Consider the following 22,776-nt stretch of genomic DNA (forward strand, 5'->3'; position numbering starts at 1 on the left):
ACCAGGTGACCTAATCTGGTAGCCGTGTCCGTTACCGGGGGATCCGAGGCCGGGGCCGGCAGCCGGGCGCAGAAACTCGCCGGTCAGGTCAGCGCGGAAGTCGCCGCCGAGGGGCTGGCCCGCCCGCTGGAACCGGAGGCCGGCCCGCCGCCGCCACCGCCGGATCTGACCGCGGCCGCGTTCTTCGACGTGGACAACACCCTGGTGCACGGCTCCTCGCTGGTGCACTTCGCGCGCGGCCTGGCCGCCCGTGAGTACTTCACCTATCAGGACCTGGCCCGCTTTGCGTTCGCCCAGGCGAAGTTCCAGCTGACAGGCCGGGAGAACAGCGACGACGTGGCCGCCGGCCGTCGCAAGGCGCTGGCGTTCATCGAGGGACGTTCGACCGCGGAGCTGGTCGCACTGGGCGAGGACATCTACGACGAGATCATCGCCGACAAGATCTGGCCGGGCACCCGGGCGCTGGCGCAGATGCACCTCGACGCCGGCCAGCAGGTGTGGCTGGTGACCGCCACGCCGTACGAGCTGGCCGACACCATCGCCCGCCGGTTGGGGCTGACCGGCGCGTTGGGCACCGTGGCGGAGTCGATCGACGGGGTGTTCACCGGGCGGCTGGTGGGCGATATCCTGCACGGCACCGGCAAGGCGCACGCCGTGCGGTCGCTGGCGATCCGCGAAGGCCTGAACCTGCGCCGATGTACCGCGTACTCGGACAGTTTCAACGACGTGCCGATGCTGTCGCTGGTCGGTACCGCAGTCGCCATCAACCCGGACGCCGACCTGCGCGACCTGGCGCGGGAGCGGGGCTGGGAGATCCGCGATTTCCGCACCGCGCGCAAGGCCGCGCGGATCGGCGTCCCGTCGGCGCTGGCGCTGGGCGCCATCGGCGGCGCGCTGGCGGCCGCGGTGTCCCGCCGCGAAGCCAGGTAGGCTCGCGCCCGCTGACGGCAGAACGGAAAGACTTGGGCATGGCTATCGCTGAAGAGATCATCGGCACCCACTACCGGTATCCCGACTACTTCCAGGTTGACCGCGAGAAGATCCGCGAGTTCGCCCGCGCCGTCAAGGACGAGCACCCGGCCCACCACGACGAAGAGGCGGCCAGGGAGCACGGCTACGACGGCCTGATCGCGTCGCTGACCTTCCTGGCGGTGGCCGGCAGGCGGGTGCAGCAGGAGATTTTCAATCAGTTCGACCTGCCGATCAACATGGAGCGGGTCCTGCACCGCGACCAGAAGCTGATCTTCCACCGCCCGATCCTGGCCGGGGACAAGCTGTGGTTCGACTCCTACCTGGACTCGGTGACCGAGTCGCACGGTGCCGTGCTGACCGAGATCCGCGGCGAGGTCACCGACGACAACGGCGAACGGGTGATCACCAGCATCGTCACCGTGATGGGTGAGGCGGAGTCGGACACCGAGGCCGACGAGTTGACCGCCCAGATCGCGGCGAAGCGGGACGCGGCGGCACTGTCGAAGTTCGTTGCCGGGCACAGCCCGAGAGCGGACTGACCGGGCGGTCAGCCGAAGAAGGTGTTCCGCCGGTTCGCCAGCAGCTGGTACAGCGTCTGCTGAATCGTCTCGCGAACCTGGTCGGTCAGATCGAACGTGACCATCGGGTCGTCGGCCGCGGACTCGTCGTAGCCGGTGGTGTCGATGGGTTCACCGAACTGGATGTGCCACTTCGACGGCAGCGGCACCACGCCCAGCGGACCGGCCAGCGGGAACAGCGGCGTGACCGGGAAGTACGGCAGGCCCAGCAGGCGTGCCATCAACTTCACGTCGGCCATCATCGGGTAAATCTCCTCGGACCCGACGATCGAACACGGCACGATCGGCGCCTTGGTGCGCAGCGCTGCGGAGACGAAACCGCCGCGGCCGAAACGCTGCAGCTTGTAACGGTCCTTGAAGTGCTTGCCGAGGCCTTTGTAGCCCTCGGGGAACACCGCCGTCAGCTCCCCGGCGGCCAGCAGCCGGTGCGCGTCGTCGGTGCACGCCATGGTGTGGCCGGCCTTGCGGGCCGCCTCGCCCACCATCGGCATGTCGAACACCAGGTCGGCGGCGAGCAGGCGCAGGTTGCGATGAGCCGGATGCCGGTCGCGGACGGCGACCTGGGTCATCAGGCCGTCGAACGGCAGCACCCCGGCGTGATTGGCCACCACCAGTACCGCACCCGTCTCCGGCAGGTTCTCGACGCCGCTCACCTCGACCCGGAACCAGGAGTTGAAGAACACTCTCAGCAAAGGCAGAAAGATTGCGTTGGTGAGGTGCGGATCGAAGCCGAACTCATCGACGGGATAGTCACCGGTCACCCGCTTGCGCAGGAAATCGGCGACCGCGGAGATCCGCTGCGCCAGCTCGTTGGGTGTGTCGGCGACACCGGCGCCCGGGCTGGATCCGCGGCGCTGATCGATCTCGCGGACCACCGCGGCGATCTGCTCGGCCGACGCGCGGCCACCGGGATCGTTGAATACCGACGGATGTCGACGAGCCGCGTCGGCGCGCTGAGCCGCGGCACGCCGTTTGTTCGCACTGCGACCTGAATTCGCATGCAGCGGAATGACTTTCGCTTTAGGCTCGCCCGGCAACGTCTTACCTTCTCCCCCAAATCCCCCCGGCCTATAAAACTGAGACGTGAGTTTACCGCCCCCAGCGCTGCGCCGCCGCAACCGCACGATTCTCCACAGCATGTATCCAGCGAGGGTCCACGATCGGTGTCAGACCGCGGCCCCGCACGTAGTCGTCGAAGGCCTCGGCCGTCGTCCACTTCGGGGTGTAACCGAGTTCGCTGCGCATGCGGGTGGTGTCCATGACGCGCCCGTAGCTCAGATAGTCGACCTGCTCCCGATCGAGCTCGGAGTTACGAGTGGCCCGCCATAGCGAATCGACGGCCACCAACGCCGACCGTGGGACGGGCAGCGCCAAACGCCCGGCCCGCCGGATCGCCTGACTCATCATGATCACGCCGGAGGCCCCGACATTGAACGTGCCGGCCTTGCCGGCCATCGTCGCGCGCTCCAGGGCGCCCAGCGCATCCTGCTCGTGCAGGAGCTGCAGCCGGGCGTCGTGGCCGAGCACCGACGGCACCACCGGGCCGGCCAGGTAGCGCGAGAGGGCGGTGTCCATCGCGGGCCCGATCATGTTGGCCAGCCGCAGGATCGTCACCGCGATGTCGGGTCGGCGCCGGCCCAGCCCGCGGGCGTAGCCCTCGATGTCGATGCTGTCCCGGGCGAAGCCCTCACCGGGTGGCCTGCGGCGGCTGGAGCTCTCGGTGAACAGCACCGGGTCCCTCGAGCTCGACCCGTAGACCTCGGAGGTGGACTTGAGGATGACCCGACGCACCGACGGCGCCTTCTGGCAGGCCGCGAACAACTGGATCGCACCCATCACGTTCAGCTCTTTGAGCGTCGCGCGACCACCCGCCCGCGGCGCGTACGACGCCGCGGCGGCATGCACCACGGTGTCGACCTCGCCGTTGCGGATGACCTTGGCGATGAACGGGTTGCGGATGTCGGCCCGCACGAATTCCGCACGGCCCATCCGGCGCAGCAGATCCTTGCTCGGCGCGACCGCGTCGACCGCGATCACATGGTTGATCAAGGGGTTCTGCGCCAGCCGGGCGGTCAAGTACCCGCCCAGGAACCGGCAGGCGCCGGTGACCAGCACGACCTTCGGGTAGTTCAGACCGTCACGGGTGTTCGAGCCGTCGGCGCCACCCCGGGAACGACTTCCAGAGCGGGCGTCGGAATCCATCCAGACAGCCTAGCGAGCGGGGCGCGGGGCCTACTTGCCGAGTTTTCTGCGTTGCACCCGCGTGCGACGAAGCAGCTTGCGGTGCTTCTTCTTCGACATGCGCTTGCGCCGCTTCTTGATGACAGAACCCATGAACTCCGCTACCTAAGTGTGTGTGTAGATCCGTCGGATCTCGTCAGTCTCGACCGGTCACCTTACCTCGCGACCGCGCCGGCGCTGAAATCCCCTTCGGTCGGCGACCGGAGGGGAGCCGCGCCGTATGGCGCTATCCGGCGTCGAAGTACGAGCTTTCCAGCATGTCGTGGACTGCCTTGGCGTGCACCCGGAACGACCGGCCCACGCGCACCGCGGGCAGTTCGCCGTTGTGCACCAGGCGGTAGACGGTCATCTTGCTCACCCGCATCAGGCTCGCCACCTCGGCGACGGTGAGGAACTGGGCACGCTGCTGCTGCCCGTCGCCGGAGCTGGTCTGTCCGGCGTCTCGCGCCGCCTTACCGCCGGCCGAATCCCGCGAAGATGGCCCGTTCATAGACGTCATCGCAACCCAATCAATCAGGCGCGGGCAGTTCCAGCGGCTTCCCCACCGCTGGCACCAACCCGTGCTTACCACCAGGAGAATAGCGTGGCAGGTGTGGTTACTGCGACGGGTGTGGGTTATTCAGTTTCAAATTCCCGAACTACTCGGGTGTAATTCCGAGCTGCTCAGAGCGCGTTTTCGCGGCCTCGACGGCGTTGGCCACCGCGGCCCGCAGCCCGCCCCGTTCGAGTTCGCGCAGCCCAGCGGCGGTGGTGCCGCCCGGGGAGGTCACCGTGGCCCGCAGCTGGGCCGGTGAGGTGTTCATCGCAGCGGCCGGCGCCGCCTCCGCCGCGGCGGCTGCGACATCGAGTTGCTCGAGGAGCATCGCGGCCGAACCGGCCATCGTCTGCACCACCAAGTCGGTGGCCACCGGACGCGAAAGACCGGCGTCTACGGCGGCATCCACGAGCGCCTCGACCATCAGGAAGAAGTAGGCGGGCCCGGAGCCCGACACCGCGGTGACCGCGTCGATCTGGGATTCGGCGACCGTGAGCACACCGCCGACCGCGTCGAACAGCAGCGAAACCTCCTTGAGGTGCTCCGGGGTGGCGAACCGGCCGGGGGCAACCGCGCTGACGCCGCCGCCGACCAACATCGGGGCGTTGGGCATCACACGTACCACCGGCGAACCGGCGGGCAGTCTGTTCTCGTAGAACGCGGTGCTCACCCCGGCCGCGACGGACACCACAACCTGTTCGGCCGCGTCGCTTTCCGCGCGGGCCGCGGTGTCGGCGATGTCGCCGATGACGTACTGCACATCCCCCGGCTTGACCGCGACGACGACGTAGGTCGCGCTGTCCACCGCGTCGGACACCGTCGTCACCAGCACCGAGTACTTCTCGGACAGGTACTTCGCCCGGGCGGGGTTCTGCTCGGCGACGACGAGGTCCTTGACCTGCCTGCCGGCACGCAGCAAGCCCGCGAGCAGCGCCTCGCCGATGCTGCCGCCGCCGATGATCGCGATTCTGGCCATGCCGGACAGCATCGCACGCTGGCGGTGTCAGCCGCGTGGCGGTGCCAGCCGCTCCAAACCCGACTGGCGGCCCGGGCGGCTCAACCGGTCGGCACCATCGCCAGCTGCCGCGTCTGCACGATGATGCGCCCCTCACAGTCGACCACGATGTGGTCCTCGTCGAACCAGTCCTGACCGATCTGCGTGGCGGTGCACATCACGCGCAGCCAGCCGTCGGCCGGCCGGGCCCGCAGATACGCGGTGAGCTGAACCGTTGGCGCCCACCCGAACCGGTTGACCCCGAACGTCACCGGAGCCGACACGTCGCCACACAGCAGCGCGAACAGCACGTCCGGTGCAACGCCCTTGGGGCGCACCCAGTATTCGATCACCGGCATCTGCTGATCCGCTCCTCGCGTGCGCGGTCCGCCTTCCGCGCGCCGGTCGAACGTCGTCAGCGACGGCCGGATGTCGCACCCGTGCGCCAGGTGCACGATGTCGGCCATGGAATGCCCCGGCCCGATCGGTGCCAGCCCGGGCGGCGGCTCCGGCGTCATCAGCGGGACCACCGGATTGACCGACAGCAGCGGCGGCACATGGTGCTCCGGGGTGCCCAATGTGATCGCCGCGCGCAGGGCCGTGCGGTCGCCCTGGTTGAGTTCGACGTCGATCAGGCTGACCCGGCGGCCGCGCTTGCGCACGGTGGTGACGAGGTTCATCGGTCCCGGGTCGGGCGCCCACAGGAAGCTGCCCGACACCGCGATGGGCTCCACGTCGGGCTCGGCATTCTGTCGCGGCGCCGAGCCCGCCGCTCGGCCGAACTCGGTGCGTGCGGCATTCGCGCACAGCGCCAGCATCGCGCCGCCGTGCACCTTGGGCCCGATCGTCCAGTGCTCGTTGAGTTCTCCGCGATACACCCCGTCCGCTACAGAGGTCAGGGCCATGGCGTCGGTGAACAGCGTCGAACTCGTCACCGCGGCATCATCGCACGCGCTCAGCGCAGCAGATGCCGCCGCGCGAACTGCAGCGACTCGGTGAGCAGCGCCTCGCGTTCGGCGGCGGTGCGCGCGCCGGAGGTACTGACCTCCAGGATCACGTGGCCCACGAAGTCACTCGCGGCGAGCATCTCGCAGATCTCCACGGTCGGCTGGGTGCCGCGGCCCGGCACCAGGTGTTCGTCGGTGGACGCGCCACTGCCGTCGGCCAGGTGCAGGTGCACCAGACCGTCGCCCATCCGGCGGGCCATCTCTACGGCGTCGGTGCCTGCAGTGGCGGTGTGCGACAGATCCAGCGTGTAGTGCGCATGACCACCGTCGAGCGGATCGTAGGACGGCGCGAACGCCGAGATGCCGGGCCCCGGGTTGCCTCCGCGTTTGCGCATCCGCTCGATCGAGGTCTGGCCGGCGCCGAAGAACCGGTCGGCGCGGAACGGGAACATGTTCTCCACGGCGATCATCACGTCGCTGGAGGCTTCCAGCTCGGCCACCTGGTCGCTGAATCCTTCCGCGTAGCGCCGCTGCCACCGAAACGGCGGATGCACCACCACGGTCTGGGCGCCCAGCTGTTCGGCGGCGCGCACACTGCGCTCCAGTTTCGGGATCGGGTTCGCGCCCCAGACGCGCTGGGTGATCAGCAGACACGGCGCGTGCACCGACAGCACCGGCACGCCGTAGTGCTTCGACATCGCCTCGATCGCGGCCGTGTCCTGGCTGACCGTTTCGGCCCACACCATCAGCTCGACGCCGTCGTAGCCGAGCTCGGCGGCGTACTCGAAAGCGGCCTCGGTCTTGAGCGGGTAGACCGAGGCCGTCGACAGACCGACCTTGATAGCGGGACGCACCGTGCCGGTCGGCCTCAGCCGGACTGCAGCAGCGCGAGCGGGCCGAGGGTGACCAGCGCGCCGACCGCCACCGCGATCAGCGTGCTGCCGATGTCCTCGGTCTTGCGCACTACCCGCACCCCGACGACGAGGCCCAGGATCACCAACACCGACAGCACCAGCGCGACGATGTTGTTCCATTTCCACAGCTGGTCGAACGCGACGAACAAGCCGGCGCCGAAGATCACGGCGATCACGCTTTGGCCGACGATCCACAGGCCGCTCACGAACGACGACATCCGGCGGGGTTCGCCGTGCTCCTCGTCGAGCTCGTCGCGTTCGAATTCGTCCCGATCGAGTTCGTCCCGGTCGAGCTCGTCGCGATCAGCGGTGCCGATGACGGCGTCGCGGTCCTCGCTGTCGGCGCTCGGGCCGCCGAAGAGCGGCTCCTCGGTCGAGCGGAGGTAGGACGGCAACTCGTCCTCGTCCTCGTCTTCGTCGAGGGCCCGTTCGACGGCGTCGTCCTCCTCGATATCGGTGTCGAAGCCGGTGTCGGGGTGCGCGTCGAGGTCGGTGGTCAGGGCGATCTCGTCGTCGAGGTCCTCGATCTCCGGGGCGTCTCCGTCCAGCAGATCCGCGTCCGATTCCGTGGCGGCTTCTGCGCTGGGTCCGCTGGTGCGGGCGTCCTCGTCGACCGGGTCCGGGGTCCACTGCTCGGCGTCGACGGTCTGGTTCTTGCGGCCAAACAGGCTGAAGCCGAAGCGGCGGGTCGGTTCGGGCGCGACCTCGCGTTCGGCCTCCCGCTCCGCGACGTGGGCGCTGGGGTCGGCGCCCGCGTCGGCGTACTCGCCGTCGTCGGGGACGGCCTCAACCGGGACCTCCTCGATGGCCCCGGGTGCGGCGTCCTCGTCAGGCGTGACGTCCTCTTCGCGGTCGACTTCGCGGTCGACAAGGTCGTCGGACTCCGCCTCGCTTGCGGCCTCCCCGTCCGCTGCGGCGTCGGGCTCCGTTTCGGCTTCAGGCTCCGCTGCGGCGTCGGGCTCCGTTTCGGCTTCGGGCTCCGTTTCGGCTGCGGCTTCGGGCTCCGGTTCCGGCACGAGCTCCGGTTCGGGTTCGGGCTGGGATTCGGGCTCTGGCTCGGCCGCGACGGGTGGCTGGTCGTCCGGACGGACGATCGGGATCTCACCGGTGAGCTCGGCGACGGTGACGGCATCGGCGTTGCCGCGCCGGCGGCGGCGCCGGCCGCCGACCGGGGGTGCCCCGATCGTGCCGTTGCGGGCGAGCAGCTCCGCGACCGAAATCGGCCGGGTGTTGCTGTGGTCGTCCTCAGATCCAGTCATCGCCTGCTGCCTTCGAGCCTCGCTGCTTCACCGTCCAGCATCGCGCACCGACATCGGCCGTGAGGCCGATTCTCCGCTCGCTCTGCCTGGTTTGCCAGAATCGTCCGATTCGCCGCTGCCGCCCACGAAGGCGCTACCGTCTGCCTCACTGTCGAGTTTCCGCAGGATGAGACCTTCACGCAACGCCCAGGGACAGATATCGACGCTCTCGATGCCGAGGGCTTTCATGCTCGCCTCCGCCACCAGCGCGCCCGCGACGATCTGAGGTGCCCGATCGGCACTCACCCCTTCCAGTTCTGCTCGGTCAGCCGCGGTCATCCTAGAGATGAAATTTATGAGTTGCCGAAGACCGGTGGCGGTCAGCGTGCGTTTGACCCGCGGACCGGCGCCCGACGGGGCCGCACCGGTGAGCCGGGCCAGTGACCGGACCGTCTTCGACGTCGCCACCGCCAGGTCTGGGGCGCCGGCATCGCTGATCGCCGCCGCCGCCTCGGACAGTTCGTTGGACAGCCAGTCCCGCAGCATCGACACCCGGCGCCGCCCGGGCGGATCGTCGGGAAGCCACTCGCGCGTCAACCGGCCCGCACCCAGCGGCAGCGACAGCGCGACGTCGGGCTCCTCGTCGACACCGCTGGACAGTTCCAGTGATCCGCCGCCGATGTCGATGTTGATGATGCGGCCGGCACTCCAGCCGTACCACCGCCGCACCGCCAGGAAGGTCAGCCGCGACTCGTCCACGCCGCTGAGCACCCGCAACTCGACGCCCGTCTCGGCCTTCACGCGGGCCAGCACATCCTCGGAGTTCGTCGCATCGCGGACCGCGGAGGTGGCGAAGGCCATCAGTTCGGCGCATCCCGAACTCGTCGCGATTCGGGCGAACTCGTCGACGGTGCCTACCAGCTTGTCAGCGCCCCTGCGGGTGAGCTTTCCCGAAGTGTCGATCGCCTCGGCCAGCCGCAGCGAAGCCTTGGTGGAGCTCATCGGGGTCGGGTGGCCGCCCCGACGCGCGTCCACCACCAGAAGGTGGACGGTATTGCTGCCCACGTCGAGCACGCCTAATCGCACCCATCCAACCTAATGGGTCTACCGTTGAAAACCGTGAGCGCATCGGCATCTTATCCAGGCGAGGTCGAGCTGGATTTCGCCCGGGAGTGGGTGGAGTTCTACGACCCGGACAACCCCGAGCATCTGATCGCAGCCGACATGACGTGGCTGCTGTCCCGCTGGACGTGCGTGTTCGGCACCCCGGCCTGCAAGGGCACCGTGGAGAATCGCCCCGACGACGGATGTTGTTCGCACGGCGCGTTTCTCTCCGATGACGACGACCGCGCCCAGCTCGACGACGCGGTCAAACTCCTGACCGACGAGGACTGGCAGTTCCGCGACAAGGGCCTGGGCCGCAAGGGCTACCTGGAGCTCGACGAGCACGACGACAAACCCAACTGGCGCACCCGAAAGTACAAGGGCGCCTGCATTTTTCTCAACCGGCCGGGCTGGCCGAAGGGCATCGGGTGCGCGCTGCACCAGAAGGCGCTGGAGATCGGCGTGGAACCGCTGACGCTCAAGCCCGAGGTGTGCTGGCAGCTACCGATCCGGCGCACCCAGGAATGGGTGACCCGGCCCGACGGCTCGGAGATCCTCAAGACCACGATCACCGAGTACGACCGCCGCGGATGGGGTGAAGGCGGTCTCGATCTGCACTGGTACTGCACCGGAGACCCCGGCACGCATGTCGGCACCAAACAGGTTTGGCAGTCCTATGCTCCCGAGCTCACCGAACTGCTCGGCGAGAAGACCTATGCGGAGTTGGCCGCGATCTGCAAACGGCGCAATGGATTGGGGTTGATCGCCGTACACCCCGCCACTCGCGCCGCCGAATGAGCGGGTCGCTCTACCTGTTCCGGCTGATCCCGCCGCGCGCCGACTTCGCCCAGACGATGACCGACGCCGAGCAGCAGGCGATGGACCAGCACGTCGGGTACTGGCAGGAACTGCTCGCCGCGGGCCGGGTCGTGGTGTACGGACCCGTCGCCGACCCCGAGGGCGTCTGGGGGCTCGGCGTGCTTCGGGTCGCCGACCGTGCCGAGGCACTGGCGATCGGTGAAGCCGATCCGTCGGTCATCGCGGGCGTCAACGCCTTCGAGGTCGCCGAGATCATGGGTGGTGTCACCGGCTGAGCCGGCGCGGCTCCGCGGTGCGCCGGATCGCCGGTGCGACCGGCCTGCCCTGCAGCAGTCCGTGCACGCTGCCCGCCTCGATCGCGTACCGGTAGACCGTCAGGGCGCCGCGCACGGCCGCCACCGTCGCGTCGACGGCGTCGTCGGTGTGCGCAGCCGACGTGACGAACGACTGACCGAGCACGCCGCGGCGCAGCAGCTCCTGCAGGAACAGCGTGCGGTAGGCCTGTGACGGTGCGCCGTCGGCGTCGCAGGTGGTGAACACCAGACACGACGGGCGCCCGATCACCCGGATGCGATCGCCCAGCCCGGCCTCGGCCACCGCGGCTCCGACCCCGTCGGCCAGCCGCCGGCCGGCATACTCCATCCGCGCGATCGGCTCCTCGGTGCGGTACGCCGCAGCCACGGCCCGGAAGGCCGCCAGCGACGCGGTCTCCGGGCCGTGGGTGGTCGAGAGCAGGAACACCCGGTCGGCATCGGTGCGAAGCCCGCCCCGCTCCAGGTAGCGGCGCCGGCCGGCCAGCGCCGACAGCGGGAACCCGTTGCCCATCGCCTTGCCCCAGCAGGACAGGTCCGGGGTGACCCCGTACAGGGTCTGCGCGCCGCCGGCCGCCCAGCGGAAGCCGGTGATCATCTCGTCGAACACCAGCAGCGTGCCGGTGCGGTCGCACAGGTCGCGGACCTCGTCGAGGAACCCGGCGGCGGGTTCGGCGGTCGCCGAGGCGGGCTCCATCACCACGCAGGCGACGTCCTCGGCGCTCAGCAGTTCGGCCAGCGACGCGGCGTCGTTGTACCGGAACCGGACCGTGGCCGCGGCGTGCTCGGCGGGCACGCCTGCGGCCATCGCGGTGGTGCCGATGAACCAGTCGTCGGTGGAGAAGAACGGTTGATCGCAGACCGCGACCTTGACCCGGCCGGTCACCGCGCGGGCCAGCCGCACCGCCGCGGTGGTGGCGTCGGACCCGTTCTTGGCGAACTTGACCATCTCCGCCCCGGGCACCAGTTCCAGGAAGTCCTCGGCGGCGGCGACCTCCAGCGCGGTCGGCCTGCTGAACCCGAGGCCGTCGGCCATCGCGCGAGCTGCCGCGTCGACGACCGGGCGATAGCCGTGACCGAGGGTCACCGCGCGCAGCCCGATCCCGTACTCGATGTATTCGTTGCCGTCGGCGTCCCACACCCGGCAGCCCGACCCTCGGGTCAGCACCGGCGGCATGAACTCCGGGTACTGGTCGGGCCCCCGCGCGTAGGTGTGCGCGCCGCCGGGCACCAGCTCGTGCAGCCGCTCCTGCAGCTGCCGGGACCGCGCGAAACTGCGTGCGGGCCTGACGAACCGATCATCGGGAACCCAGCGGCCGTCCAGTTGCGGCCAGCGCGCCGACACCTCGGCCCGCAGATCACCCAGCGTCAGCAGCACCCGGTCCGGGTCCGCCGCGACGAGCTCGTCCGGTGACACGATCGGCACATCGGTGCCCGGCATCCGGCGGCCCTGCTTGGCCGGTGCCGCGTCCGCGACCGCACCGATCAGCGTCCGGTCCAACCCGGCCCGGGCGAACAGCGCGACGGCGCGCGACGCGGCGCCGTACGCGTAGACCCGGCGGCCGGCCCGGCGTTCCTGCTCCAGCCAGCTACGCAGCGCGACCACCTGCGAATCGGCGGCGTCCTGCACAACGCCCACGGTGGCCGCATCGGTCAGCGCGGCTTCGGATTCCAGCAGGGACGCGACGGTCGGGCCGGGTTCGCCGGTGCCATGGACGGCCGCGACGAGCACGGTCCCGCCGTAGAGGTCGAAGGTCCACGCGTGTGCGGCGCGCATACCGACCCGCTCGAGCTGTGCGACGACGACCGGCGTGGAGTAGTAGGCGAAGTGGCCGTGCCGCAACGAGTTCCACTGCCCGTGCGCGACGATCGCGGCCAAGCTGTGGAACTGGATCAGCAGCACCCCGTCCGGCGCGGTGGCCCTGGCGCGCTCTTCGAACGCGGTCTGCTGGTCGGCGTCGTGCATGATGCCGAAACAGTCGAGCACGACGTCGGCCGTGCCCCCGCAGGTGGCGCGGTACCGGCGCTCGGCGAGAAGCGGCAGCCAGCTGCCGCCGTGCGGGCTGCCGAACTCGCGTACCGTGCCGCCCGCCACGTTCAGCCAGCCCGCGTCCTCGACGCGGCGGACCGCTTCTGCAGCTTGATCTTTGAGCGCCTGCGGCTCGACACCGCGGGGCTCAGCAGTGTCGGTGTCGTCCTCGGCGAGCTGAGCGAGCCCGCATGCGGCGCACAGGTCCATCGCCAGCGGGTGGGACACCTCCGCCGGATCGACGGGCAGGTCGGCCGGCGGGAAGTGGTCGGCGGCGGGCACCAGCCCCAGGTCGAGCACACGGTGCAGTCCGGGATCCCCGCATCCGCGGCAGTGGCCGGCCTTCATGCCACCATGTCCTGGTGCGTATCGAACCGGCCCAGCTCGCGGGTGTGGTCACGCTGGTGCCGCAACCGCACCACGACGACCGTGGATTGTTCACCCGCACGTTCGACGCCGAGGTTTTCGACGACTGGTCGGGTGTGCCCGGCGCCGCGGCCTCGTTCGTCCAGGATTCCCAGTCCCGCTCGGCCCGTGGGGTCATCCGCGGCCTGCACGGCCGGCGCGGCCGCGGCGAGGCCAAGCTCGTGCGCTGCGCACACGGTGCCGTGCACGACGTGCTCGTCGACGCCAGACCGCAGTCGCCGACGTTCGGCAGGCACGAGGTGTTCCTGCTCGACGACACCACATTCCGCCATCTCTACGTGCCGCCGGGCATGCTGCACGGCTTCCAGGCGCTCACCGACGTCGCCGACGTCTGCTACCGCATCAACCGCGCGCACGATCCGGCCGAGGACATCGCCGTGGCGCACGACGACCCCGACCTGGATATCGAATGGCCGCTGCGTCCGGCCCTGCTGTCGCCGCGTGACGCCGCGGCGGCCAGCTGGGCCCGGCTGCTCACACAACTTCACTGATCCTCCGCATCGCGTCGTCCAGCCGGCCGCTGTCGCGCAGCTGCGCGAGGCGGGCCAGCCGGGTGAACTTCGCCGCCATGTCTGCCGAAGTCAGGCCGTGGCGCAGATACGCCGAGCACAGCTCGGCGGCCCCTTCGGCCACCGACACGGCGGCCTCGAAGCCGAGTTCGGTTCTGGCCCTCGTGAAGTCGACCCGGTAGGAACGCGGGTCGGCACCGGTCTCGCCGGTGATCAACACCTGTGAGGCCGGCACGGCGTCGGCCACCTGCCGCGCGATCTGCGCCACGGTGACGTTGTTGCGCTCGCTGCCGATGTTGAAAGCGCGGCAGGCGACCGTCGGCGCCGGCGCCTCCAGGCACCGGATGAACGCCGCGGCGATGTCGCGGGCGTGCACCAGCGGACGCCACGGGGTGCCGTCGGACAGCACGCGCACTACCCCGGTCAGCACCGCGGATCCGACCAGGTTGTTCAGCACGATGTCTGCGCGCAGCCGCGCCGAGAAACCGAACGCCGTGGCGTTGCGCAGGAACACGGGAGCGAAGTCGCTGTCGGCCAGTGCCGCCACATCGTCCTCGACGCGGACCTTGCTGACCGCGTAGGGCGTGAGCGGGCGCAGCGGGGCGTCCTCGTCGACCGCCCCGTCCCCTGCCGCGCCGTACACCGAACACGTCGAGGCGTACAGGAACCGTTGCACCCCGGCCTCTTTCGCGAAGCGGGCCAGGCGCACCGAGGCGTGGTGGTTGATGTCGTGGGTGACCTCGGGCGCCAGCGCGCCGAGCGGATCGTTGGACAGGGCGGCCAGGTGGATGACCGCGTCGAAGCCGGCCAGGTGCTCGGGGCGGACGTCGCGCAGGTCGACTGCCAGGCCCACGGGGTCGTCCGGGCGGGGGCCCAGCACGCAGTCGGCGAAGTACCCGACGTCCAGACCGGTGACCTGGTGGCCTGCCGCGCGCAGCGCCGGCACCATGACGGTGCCGAGATAGCCCTGGTGACCGGTGACCAGTACGCGCCGGCTCATGCCGCACCTCGCCGCGGGAATCGCAGCACCGTCTTCTCCGCGACGAACGCCTCGGCGTGCGCGCTGCGGCACTGCACGCCGCGCAGTCGCGTCAACCCGAGGAACGACTGCTCGTCGAACCAGTCGCGGCCGGCCTGCGACGGGTAGTGCTTGTGCAGCAGCCTGACCTTCTCCTCGGCGATCTCGGCATCCACCGGGTGGAACACGTTGGGCGACGGGGTGTCCGACTCCCATTTGAGGATCTCGTAGCCCAGCACCACGTGGTCGCGGAACTCGGTGGGGGTCAGTTCGGCGAGCAGCCGGTGGTCCTGGTGGGCGTCATGGCGGTGCGGGCTGAACACCAGTTGCGGTTCGCAGCTGCGGCGCATTGTGCTGAGCCCGTCCTTGACGCTGTCCCAGTGGGCCGGGGTGCGCCCGTCGGGCAGGCCCAGGAGGGTCAGGTGCACCGTGGCGCCGGGGCAGAACGCCGCCAGCGCCGCCCGCTCCTCGGCTTCGCGTTCGGTGCCGGCGCCGCACAGCACCAGTGCATGGACCTGCAGTCCCGGGTTCGCCCGAGACAGCGTGAGAAGTGTTGCGCCTGCGCCGATCGCGATGTCGTCGCAGTGCGCGCCGAGCGCCGCCACCTCGCGGACGGGTCCTGCGGTGAGGTCGATCACGAGGCCGCCTTCGCGTGCTCCCACAGTGCCCACGGCCGGTCCCCGCTGCGGTAGGCGACTTCGAGCTCGGCACGCTCCTTGAAGGTGTCGGCGGGCTTCCAGAAGCCGAGATGCCGGTACCCGAACAGCTTTCCGTCGGCGGCCAGCCGGGCGCAGGTGTCCTCGACCAGATCGCAGTTCTCGGTGAGCAGGTTCAGGATCTGCGAGGACATCACGAAGTAGCCCCCGTTCTCCCAGATCGGCAGCCGGGACACCGGGGTGATCCCGGTGATCGCACCGCATCCCTGCCCGGAGTCGGCCACGTCGACGCAGTGGAACGACGACTGGGGCGGCACGATCAGCATCGACGCCGTCGCTCCCGACGCCTTGACCTCGTCGATGATGTCGTTGAGCGGCGCGTCGGTGAGCACGTCGGCGTAGTTGGCGAGGAAGTACTCGTCGTCCTCGACGAAGTGGCGCACCCGCCGGAGCCGTTCTCCGATCGAGGATTCCGTGCCGGTGTCGACGAAGGTGATGGACCAGTCGCTGATGTCGGTCTGCAGCAGCTCCACCTTGCCGCCGCGGATGACGAAGTCGTTGGACGCCGATTCCTGATAGGTGAGGAAGTAGTTCTTGATGTGCTCGGCGCCGTAGCCCAGGCACAGCACGAACTCGGTGTGCCCGAAGTGGGCGTAGTAGCGCATGACGTGCCAGATCAGCGGTCGCGGACCGAGCATCTGCATGGGCTTGGGGATGGTGTCGTCGCTGCTGTTGCGCATGCGCATCCCGTAGCCACCACAGAACAACACGACTTTCATTTCACGGTTCCTTCCGTCAGGTCGACGACGTGCAGGGTGGGAAGTGGGAAGACCAGCCGCGCACCCCATTCGGCGGTGTACGCGAGCTGCTCGGTGATCTCGGCCCGCAGGTTCCACGGCAGCACCACGATCACGTCGGGGCGGTCCTTGTCGAGCTGGGCCGGATCGTGAATCGGGATCCGCGTGCCCGGGGTGAACCGGCCGTGCTTGTACGGGTTCCGGTCCACGGTGTACTCGATCAGGTCGTCGCGGATACCGCAGTAGTTGAGCAGCGTGCTGCCCTTGCCGGGTGCCCCGTAGCCGACCACCCGCAGGCCGCGGGACCGGCAGTCGAGCAGGAAGCGCAGCAGGTCGTGCCGGATCGCCTCGGTCCGGGGCCGCAGGCCGAGATATCCGTCGAGGTGGTGCAATCCGGCCTCGTTCTCGGCCTCCAGCGCCGCGGTGACCCGAGGGCCCGGTGCACCGGCGCTCTCCGCGGGACGTGCCCACAGCCGGATCGATCCGCCGTGGGTCGGCAGCATCTCCACGTCCACCACCGACAGCCCTCCGGTGGCCAGCGCCCGGATCGCCGAGAGCACGGTGTAGTACTGGAAGTGCTCGTGGTAGACGGTGTCGAACTGGCCCAGCGCAACCAGATTCAGCGCGTGGTGGACCTCGATGCTCAGCCAGCCGTCGTCGGCAAGCAGACCACGCAGCGCCCGGGTGAAGCCGAGCAGGTCGGGGATGTGGGCGTAGACGTTGTTGGCGACCACCAGATCGGCGGGCCCGTGCTGGGCGCGCACCTCGGCGGCGGTCTGTTCGTCGAGGAACGCCGACAGCGTCGGCACTCCGCGGCGGCGCGCGGCCGCCCCGACGTTGATCGAGGGCTCCACGCCCAGGCACCCGATGCCGGCCGCGACGACGTGCTGCAGCAGGTACCCGTCGTTGCTGGCGACCTCGACCACGAACGAATCCCGGCCCAGCCCGGCACGTTCGGTGGCGTCGGCGACGAAGCGCCGGGCGTGGTCGACCCAGGTGTCGGAGTACGACGAGAAGTACGCATACTCGGTGAAGTTGTCCTCGGGGGTGATCAGCGCCGGAATCTGCAGCAGCAGACAGTCCTGGCACAGCCGCAGGTGCAGTGGGTAGGTCGGCTCCGCGACGTCGAGTTCGTCTGCGGTGAGGAACTTCGCGCACGGCGGCGTGGCGCCGAGGTCGAGCACACTGTGCATCCGGGCGGATCCACACAATCGGCATCTCATCGGCACACCTCCTGGTATCGGTACACGGTGGTGGTCTCGTCCTGCAGTCGCAGGCACCACACCGGGCTCGTCGCGAACATGTCCTCGAAGCGCTCGACCGTGTCGGGTTCGGCGTGGCCGAGATAGGACAGCGCCGTCGTCGCCTCGTCGGAGAACACGAAGTACGTGTCCCCCGTCCCGGCCGCGGCCAGCGCGGTGACGTCGTCGAACTGTCCGGCGTCCGGGAAGCCGGTCTCGATACCCGGCCAGCGTTCGAAAATGGTTCCGTCGTAGGCACTGTCGGCGACGGCCAGGGACACCGCCGTCGCCGTCGCCCGCGACGGGAAGCCGGCGGTGTGCAGGTTCCACACGGTGGCCGGGCCGCGGGACCCGTCCACACCCTCGACCAGGTTCGCCAACAGCGCCAGCTGGGACGGCTTCTGCACGTTGAGCTGCCAGGTGCCGTAATAACCCTGCAGTCCCGCGGCGGCGATCCCGGCCAGGGCGAGCACGGCCACGTACCGGCCGGCACGGACTCTGACCGATGCGACCAGCAGCGGAGCGATCAGCACCGCGCAGCCCGGCAGTGCGTACAGGTAGACGCGGAAGATCGCCTCGCCCCCATAGCTGTTGAGCAGCAGCAGGCCGAACGGACTGAACGCCAGCACGGCCGGGATCAGCACGCGGCGCCCGCTGCGCCACCACACCACCACCGCGACCAGCGCCAGCAGCACCACCCCGGCCGACAGCCCGCGACACACGAGCGAGGTGAACATCTTCGCGGCCGACCCGGCGTACTCGACGTTTCCGGCGCCGTTGGCCAGCGGGTTCATGCTCGACAGGCCGCCGTGCTGGAACACGATGTAACTGCGCGGAATCAGGTATCCGATCAGCACTGCGGCATAAGGGATCACGATCCAGGCCGACCTGAGCCGACGCGCTGCCGCCAGCGTCACGACCACACCGAAAACCCAGTACGGCGTGAGCTGGTGGGTGGGCACCAACGCGGCGAACAACACCAGCGACAGCCATCCGGCCGCAGGCGCGGTGCGCGCGGCGAGCAGCGTGACGACGACACCGAGACCGAGCACCATCGCATAGGCCTGGGGGGCGAAGTAGTCCTGGGCCACCCAGTTCGCCAGCTCGGCGACCATCACCGCGGCGAGCGTCTGCGGCCGGTCCAATCCGAGCGTGGCCGACAGGCCCGCGATGACCAGTGCCAGCACCACGTGGGTCACCGGCGCGAACCAGTGCGCGACGATCACGGGATCGACTGCGGTGACGTCACTGAACCAGGCGAACGAGGTGAAGAACGCGGGCCATTCGCGGTAGACGTCGACGCCGGACGGTGGGAACCCGTGATGCTGTATCAGGTAGTCGACGATGCCCAGATGTTTGTAGGTCCACGGATACAACGGCAGGTCGGTGATCAGCGTGACGGTCAACCGCAGCACCACGATCACGGCGCCGACCGCCGCGGCGGCGACCACCAGCGCGTCGTCCCGCAGCGCGACCACGAACACCGCGACGAGCACGGCGGCCACCGCGACGAGCATCGGTCCGGTGCCGCTGAACAGCAGGCCGAACGGCGAGTCGGGGGCGGCTGCCATCCCGGGCAGCGCGGCTGCCCATCCGCACAACGCCGCGATGATCCACAGGTACGGCGCGGTCACCCGCCAATGCTGCGCGGCCGGCAGCGGCCAGGCGGTGGTGAAAGTGCCGCGGCGCCAGACTGACACCAGCGCCGACGCCGCGACGGCCGCCGTGGCCGACAGCAGCAACGGCACCGGGAGCCAAAGCCCCGCCCAGTTGCACACCGCGGTGGCCCCGGCCATTCCGGCCAGGCCGGTGACCGGCACGACCGCGACGACGGTGGCCGACGGCAGACGCAACCACAGCACCGTCGCCAACCCGGGACCGGTCAGGACGAACACCGCCAGCAGCACCGCCCGCAGCCACGGCGGCACCGGGGCCAGTGACAGCGTGCCGAGCACCGCCGACGCCAGCGCGAACGGTTCCACCGCCGGGGTGTCGAGGTGATGCGCGACCGGGGCGACCTTGCGGTGCCTGCCGCCGCCCGACGGCGGCGCCACGCGATGGACCGGGCGTTCGAGGAGATCAGTCACCGGTCACCCTCACCCAGTCGACCGTCATCTCGGCGGGAAACGGTGTGCCGTCCTGCACGGGCCCCGGCCAGTCCCCCCCGACCGCGACGTTGAGCACGAGGAAGAACGGCTTGTCGAACACCCAGAGTTGTTCGGGGGAAAGGTCTGCGGCGTGGAACACGCCGGTGGTCCGGTCGTCGACGCCCATCGAGACGATGCCCGGTTCCCGCTGCACCCAGTAGGTGTGGAAGCCGTCGACGAAGGCCGGATCGATCGGCACGGCCGCAGCCAGCTTGTATTCCGTGCCGTCGGTGTAGGGGCCGATCGCGCCGGAGTGGACGAAGTGCGCCTCACCGATGGTCTCGACGACGTCGAGTTCTCCGCTGGCGGGCCAGCCCACACTGTCGAGGTCGGTGCCCAGCAGCCAGAAGGCGGGGTGCAGCCCCGCGCCCTGGGGCAGCTTCAGCCGCGCCTCCGCACGTCCGTAGGTGAAGGACAGACGGTCTTTGGTGGTCAGCCGCGCGGAGGTGATATGCCGGCCGTCGCGCCGGGCGGTCACCACGAGGTGGCCGTCGCCGTCCAGCGCCGCGTTGGCCGGATCGTCGGTGTACACCTGCACTTCGCCGTTGCCCCATCCGCCGCCGCCGACGTCGTGGCCCCACCGCGCCGGGTCGGGCGGCGTCCCCGCGGCACCGTTGAAATCGTCGAAGAGCACCAACGACGCTGCTGCAGTGGGACGTTCGATCACATAAAGCAGACCGACCGGCAGTGCCGCGGCCAGCAGCACCGCCCCGACGCGGATCGGGACCCGGTTCGACGGCGCCGCATGACGGGGCCGCGCGCCCGGTGCGGCACCGATACCGCGCAGCCACGCCACGGTCGGCCAGATCAGGATCAGCGCGGCCAGCGCTTCGGCCACCAGGTAGGCCCAGCCGACGCCGATGACACCGAGCGCGCGGGTGCCGTACCAGGATCCGGCGACGATCACCACGGTGACCAGTGCCTGCACGGACAGGTACAGCGCGAGTCTGCGCTGCACGCGGGCGAAGCCCTCGTAGACGGCGGCCACCGCCGACAGCGGCAGGAACGCCGCCGCCAGCCACAGCAGAGCTGTGCCCTCGGCACGGTATTCGTCACCGGCCAGGCCCAGCGTCAGCGGTCCCACCAGGAGCAGACCGGCCGAGGACAGCACGGCCACGGCGGCCATCATCCGCACCATGCGCCAGGACAGCGCCCGCACCTGGCCGGGGTTGGCCGCGACCTCGGCCACGTACGGTCCGACGACCAGGTGCATCATCAGGTACAGCGCGCTGATCATGGCCCAGCTGATCGCGAAGTACGCGTTCGCCGCAGGTCCGATCTGGGTGACCACGATCAGCGGCACCACCAGCGGACCGATCGACCACAACGACCCGATGCCCAGTGACGAACCGAAGTACGACCACATCTGTTTGCGCGGAGGCAGATCGGCCGGGCGGTGCCATCGGGGATGCCGCCGGCTGCGCCGGTGTAGCACCACGTAGGTGCACAAAGCGGCGACCGCGGCGGTGAGCGTCCAGCTCAGCACGATGGTGGCGGCCTGCTCCCAGACCGCCAGTGCGACGACCGCCACCAGCTTCGCCGCGGCGTGCGCCAGGTTCTTCACCGCCGACCAGCGCGCCACACCCAGCCCCGAAGTGGCCTTGTCGAGCAGGGCGAAAACAGCCAGCACCATCACCATCAGCGGGAAACCCGCCATCGCCCAGCCGGATTCGAACAGCGGCTGACGCGGGCCGACGACGACCAGCACCGCCCCGGTCAGCGCACCGGTGCCTGCGACCAGCAGGAAGCCACGGTGCAGCAGAGCGGGCGCGCGCGTTCCCGCCACCGGCAGGAAGCGCTCGTAGAGGACGTCGAGGCCGAGACACGACAGCGACGACAACAGCACCGCCGAAGTGATGAGCGCCGAGGCCAGACCGACCTCGTGAGCGGGGAACAGCCGGGCCGACACGGCCCAGAACGCCAGGCCGAGCACACCTGTCGACGCCGTCGACAGGATCAGCGCAACGGTGTTGAGCCGCAGGTTGCGTTCGGCGTGCAGGCTCACGTCGTCCCCAGAAGCGGTGCGGGGCTTCGCCCCTCGCGCAGCGCGGCGCGGTAGGCGCGGAAGCCGGCGAGGACCGAGCGCCACGCGGGCGTGGTCAGCCCGTCGGGCAGCAGGTCGGTCAGGTCGTCGGCGGGGCGGGCCGTGGACGCCGAGTACGACAGGTGCCCGACGAACGCAGGAGCCTTGCGCACCGCCGTCATCACGGCGTCGGGGGCCGTGCGGCGATCGCACGCGATCTTGGCGATCCAGGCCCCCAGGCCTGTCCCGTAGGTGCGGCTCTGCGCGGCGAGGCCGTCACCGTCGGCGCGGTGCCGGTGCCACACCAGCGCAGCCGGGTCGTACACCAGCTGCCCGCCTGCGGCCAGCACACGGAAGAACATGTCGAGGTCCTCCCCGCCGCCCGCCGGGGCGCCGGCCCCGAGGGCCTCGTCGAATCCACCCAACGCGAGGGCGACGGCCCGGTCGACGGCGAAGTTCGCGCCGGTGCCGTAATGCCCGACCGCGTACGGGAACAGCGGGATGTCGGCCGGCGGCGCGGACCGGTCGAACACCCGCGCGTCCAGACACTTCGACCACGCCACCCGGGCGTCGAAGTACGCCTGCGCCGGGGTGCGCAGTTCGGCGGCGGGCACGATCCCGGACACGCACGAGACCGACGGTCCGCGACCGAAGCCGTGGGCGATCGCGCTCAGCCAGTGCCGGTCGACGACGACGTCGTCGTCGGTGTACGCGACGACCTCGCCCCCGGCGGCCAGCAGTCCGGTGTTGCGCGCCCGGGACAGTCCGGGGCGTGGTTCCTCGACCACCCGCACCCGGGGGTCGGCCAGGCTCTCGACGTACCGCCGGGTGGCGTCCGTGGCACCGGCGTTGTCGACGACGACGATCTCGAAGTCCGGATAGTTCACGGCCAGAGCCGATTCCACGGCGGTACGCAGCATGGACACGCGGTCGCGGGTGCAGATCACGATGCTGATCGGCACGGCTCGCGCGCCGGGAACCGTCGATGCGGGGCCCGTCGGCGACGGGTCCCGCGCGGGCAGGTCGGCGACAGCCGCCCGCAGCTGCCGCGGATCGACGGCCCGGTCGACGATGTCGAGCTCGACGAAGCCGAGCGGGCCGGACTCGGCGCGCACCAGCAGGCGGGCCCGCCGGTATCCGTCGGCGGCGTGCAGCCGGTGCACGCCGCACGCGTCCGCCCAGATCTCGCCCACCCAGAGCGCGCCGTCCCAGTCCGGCCGCGCCGCACCGGCGAGCACGGGGCGTAGCGTCACGTCGGGGACGGTGAGGTCGGTCAT

Annotated in this window: 22 protein-coding genes; 5 read left to right on the forward strand and 17 right to left on the reverse strand. The window is 70.0% G+C overall.

Annotated features, from left to right (window positions below):
* Positions 1-24: 24 nt before the first annotated feature.
* Both ACTWP6_RS24795 and ACTWP6_RS24800 read left to right on the forward strand, forming a co-directional pair.
* A complete protein-coding gene (locus ACTWP6_RS24795) occupies positions 25-930 on the forward strand; it encodes an HAD family hydrolase (RefSeq protein WP_260756861.1) in 906 nt (301 codons plus the stop codon).
* A gap of 38 nt (positions 931-968) precedes the next feature.
* Complete coding sequence (locus ACTWP6_RS24800; protein WP_443189061.1) at positions 969-1,511, forward strand: FAS1-like dehydratase domain-containing protein; 543 nt, start codon at positions 969-971, stop codon at positions 1,509-1,511.
* An 8-nt stretch (positions 1,512-1,519) separates the two neighbouring features.
* Here ACTWP6_RS24800 and ACTWP6_RS24805 read toward each other — a convergent pair whose 3' ends face one another.
* From ACTWP6_RS24805 to ACTWP6_RS24845, 9 genes are all read right to left on the reverse strand, one after another.
* Positions 1,520-2,587, reverse strand: coding sequence for a lysophospholipid acyltransferase family protein (locus tag ACTWP6_RS24805; RefSeq protein WP_443189062.1), 1,068 nt, complete (start codon positions 2,585-2,587; stop codon positions 1,520-1,522).
* A gap of 52 nt (positions 2,588-2,639) precedes the next feature.
* Positions 2,640-3,752 carry an SDR family oxidoreductase gene (locus tag ACTWP6_RS24810; RefSeq protein ID WP_260756858.1) on the reverse strand — a complete coding sequence of 371 codons (1,113 nt, stop codon included), beginning with the start codon at positions 3,750-3,752 and terminating at the stop codon, positions 2,640-2,642.
* A 30-nt stretch (positions 3,753-3,782) separates the two neighbouring features.
* Complete coding sequence (locus ACTWP6_RS24815; protein ID WP_003402602.1) at positions 3,783-3,884, reverse strand: 30S ribosomal protein bS22; 102 nt, start codon at positions 3,882-3,884, stop codon at positions 3,783-3,785.
* A 133-nt stretch (positions 3,885-4,017) separates the two neighbouring features.
* Positions 4,018-4,290, reverse strand: coding sequence for a helix-turn-helix domain-containing protein (locus ACTWP6_RS24820; protein WP_260756857.1), 273 nt, complete (start codon positions 4,288-4,290; stop codon positions 4,018-4,020).
* A gap of 139 nt (positions 4,291-4,429) precedes the next feature.
* Entirely contained in the window at positions 4,430-5,302 is an 873-nt protein-coding gene (gene proC / locus ACTWP6_RS24825; protein ID WP_260756856.1) for a pyrroline-5-carboxylate reductase, read from the reverse strand.
* An 80-nt stretch (positions 5,303-5,382) separates the two neighbouring features.
* A complete protein-coding gene (locus ACTWP6_RS24830; RefSeq protein ID WP_443189063.1) occupies positions 5,383-6,255 on the reverse strand; it encodes a thioesterase family protein in 873 nt (290 codons plus the stop codon).
* Positions 6,256-6,275: 20 nt separating this feature from the next.
* A complete protein-coding gene (locus ACTWP6_RS24835; RefSeq protein ID WP_443189064.1) occupies positions 6,276-7,121 on the reverse strand; it encodes a sugar phosphate isomerase/epimerase family protein in 846 nt (281 codons plus the stop codon).
* 14 nt (positions 7,122-7,135) lie between these two features.
* Positions 7,136-8,440, reverse strand: a complete 1,305-nt coding sequence (locus tag ACTWP6_RS24840) for a hypothetical protein (protein WP_443189065.1) — start codon at positions 8,438-8,440, stop codon at positions 7,136-7,138.
* 27 nt (positions 8,441-8,467) lie between these two features.
* Complete coding sequence (locus tag ACTWP6_RS24845; protein WP_443189066.1) at positions 8,468-9,505, reverse strand: Ppx/GppA phosphatase family protein; 1,038 nt, start codon at positions 9,503-9,505, stop codon at positions 8,468-8,470.
* Positions 9,506-9,517: 12 nt separating this feature from the next.
* Between ACTWP6_RS24845 and ACTWP6_RS24850 the strand changes: the two genes are divergently transcribed.
* Positions 9,518-10,321 (forward strand): hypothetical protein, encoded by an 804-nt coding sequence (locus ACTWP6_RS24850; RefSeq protein ID WP_443189067.1) that lies wholly within the window; start codon positions 9,518-9,520, stop codon positions 10,319-10,321.
* Entirely contained in the window at positions 10,318-10,617 is a 300-nt protein-coding gene (locus ACTWP6_RS24855; RefSeq protein WP_443189068.1) for a YciI family protein, read from the forward strand. The genes ACTWP6_RS24850 and ACTWP6_RS24855 overlap by 4 nt, the downstream gene beginning before the upstream one ends.
* Here ACTWP6_RS24855 and ACTWP6_RS24860 read toward each other — a convergent pair.
* Positions 10,607-13,030, reverse strand: coding sequence for a glutamate-1-semialdehyde 2,1-aminomutase (locus tag ACTWP6_RS24860; RefSeq protein WP_443189069.1), 2,424 nt, complete (start codon positions 13,028-13,030; stop codon positions 10,607-10,609). The genes ACTWP6_RS24855 and ACTWP6_RS24860 overlap by 11 nt on opposite strands.
* A gap of 14 nt (positions 13,031-13,044) precedes the next feature.
* Here ACTWP6_RS24860 and ACTWP6_RS24865 point away from each other — a divergent pair, with 14 nt between their 5' ends.
* Positions 13,045-13,599 (forward strand): dTDP-4-dehydrorhamnose 3,5-epimerase family protein, encoded by a 555-nt coding sequence (locus tag ACTWP6_RS24865; protein ID WP_260756850.1) that lies wholly within the window; start codon positions 13,045-13,047, stop codon positions 13,597-13,599.
* Here the strand turns inward: ACTWP6_RS24865 and ACTWP6_RS24870 are convergent.
* From ACTWP6_RS24870 to ACTWP6_RS24900, 7 genes are read right to left on the reverse strand one after another with little or no spacing between them, the layout of a single operon-like run.
* Positions 13,583-14,617 (reverse strand): NAD-dependent epimerase/dehydratase family protein, encoded by a 1,035-nt coding sequence (locus ACTWP6_RS24870; RefSeq protein WP_260756849.1) that lies wholly within the window; start codon positions 14,615-14,617, stop codon positions 13,583-13,585. The two genes, ACTWP6_RS24865 and ACTWP6_RS24870, sit on opposite strands and share 17 nt — an antisense overlap.
* A complete protein-coding gene (locus ACTWP6_RS24875) occupies positions 14,614-15,273 on the reverse strand; it encodes a PIG-L deacetylase family protein (protein ID WP_260756848.1) in 660 nt (219 codons plus the stop codon). Before ACTWP6_RS24875 ends, ACTWP6_RS24870 begins: the two co-directional genes overlap by 4 nt.
* Positions 15,270-16,070, reverse strand: a complete 801-nt coding sequence (locus ACTWP6_RS24880) for a glucose-1-phosphate cytidylyltransferase (protein ID WP_260756847.1) — start codon at positions 16,068-16,070, stop codon at positions 15,270-15,272. Before ACTWP6_RS24880 ends, ACTWP6_RS24875 begins: the two co-directional genes overlap by 4 nt.
* A complete protein-coding gene (locus ACTWP6_RS24885) occupies positions 16,067-17,311 on the reverse strand; it encodes a methyltransferase domain-containing protein (protein ID WP_443189070.1) in 1,245 nt (414 codons plus the stop codon). The genes ACTWP6_RS24880 and ACTWP6_RS24885 overlap by 4 nt, the downstream gene beginning before the upstream one ends.
* Positions 17,308-19,416 carry a hypothetical protein gene (locus ACTWP6_RS24890; protein ID WP_443189071.1) on the reverse strand — a complete coding sequence of 703 codons (2,109 nt, stop codon included), beginning with the start codon at positions 19,414-19,416 and terminating at the stop codon, positions 17,308-17,310. The genes ACTWP6_RS24885 and ACTWP6_RS24890 overlap by 4 nt, the downstream gene beginning before the upstream one ends.
* Positions 19,409-21,481, reverse strand: coding sequence for a family 16 glycosylhydrolase (locus ACTWP6_RS24895; protein WP_260756843.1), 2,073 nt, complete (start codon positions 21,479-21,481; stop codon positions 19,409-19,411). The genes ACTWP6_RS24890 and ACTWP6_RS24895 overlap by 8 nt, the downstream gene beginning before the upstream one ends.
* A complete protein-coding gene (locus ACTWP6_RS24900) occupies positions 21,478-22,776 on the reverse strand; it encodes a glycosyltransferase family 2 protein (RefSeq protein WP_260756842.1) in 1,299 nt (432 codons plus the stop codon). Before ACTWP6_RS24900 ends, ACTWP6_RS24895 begins: the two co-directional genes overlap by 4 nt.

It is taken from the genome of Mycobacterium sp. 4D054 (assembly GCF_052245755.1).
Classification (GTDB): domain Bacteria; phylum Actinomycetota; class Actinomycetes; order Mycobacteriales; family Mycobacteriaceae; genus Mycobacterium.

What these genes read in the sequence shown, in the direction of transcription:
- ACTWP6_RS24800 (WP_443189061.1), top strand. Translation starts at nt 969, where the DNA reads ATGGCTATCGCTGAAGAGATCATCGGCACCCACTACCGGTATCCCGAC.
- ACTWP6_RS24810 (WP_260756858.1), bottom strand. Translation starts at nt 3,752, where the DNA reads ATGGATTCCGACGCCCGCTCTGGAAGTCGTTCCCGGGGTGGCGCCGAC.
- ACTWP6_RS24815 (WP_003402602.1), bottom strand. Translation starts at nt 3,884, where the DNA reads ATGGGTTCTGTCATCAAGAAGCGGCGCAAGCGCATGTCGAAGAAGAAG.
- ACTWP6_RS24820 (WP_260756857.1), bottom strand. Translation starts at nt 4,290, where the DNA reads ATGACGTCTATGAACGGGCCATCTTCGCGGGATTCGGCCGGCGGTAAG.
- proC (WP_260756856.1), bottom strand. Translation starts at nt 5,302, where the DNA reads ATGGCCAGAATCGCGATCATCGGCGGCGGCAGCATCGGCGAGGCGCTG.
- ACTWP6_RS24840 (WP_443189065.1), bottom strand. Translation starts at nt 8,440, where the DNA reads ATGACTGGATCTGAGGACGACCACAGCAACACCCGGCCGATTTCGGTC.
- ACTWP6_RS24850 (WP_443189067.1), top strand. Translation starts at nt 9,518, where the DNA reads ATGGGTCTACCGTTGAAAACCGTGAGCGCATCGGCATCTTATCCAGGC.
- ACTWP6_RS24855 (WP_443189068.1), top strand. Translation starts at nt 10,318, where the DNA reads ATGAGCGGGTCGCTCTACCTGTTCCGGCTGATCCCGCCGCGCGCCGAC.
- ACTWP6_RS24860 (WP_443189069.1), bottom strand. Translation starts at nt 13,030, where the DNA reads ATGAAGGCCGGCCACTGCCGCGGATGCGGGGATCCCGGACTGCACCGT.
- ACTWP6_RS24870 (WP_260756849.1), bottom strand. Translation starts at nt 14,617, where the DNA reads ATGAGCCGGCGCGTACTGGTCACCGGTCACCAGGGCTATCTCGGCACC.
- ACTWP6_RS24880 (WP_260756847.1), bottom strand. Translation starts at nt 16,070, where the DNA reads ATGAAAGTCGTGTTGTTCTGTGGTGGCTACGGGATGCGCATGCGCAAC.
- ACTWP6_RS24885 (WP_443189070.1), bottom strand. Translation starts at nt 17,311, where the DNA reads ATGAGATGCCGATTGTGTGGATCCGCCCGGATGCACAGTGTGCTCGAC.
- ACTWP6_RS24900 (WP_260756842.1), bottom strand. Translation starts at nt 22,776, where the DNA reads ATGACCGACCTCACCGTCCCCGACGTGACGCTACGCCCCGTGCTCGCC.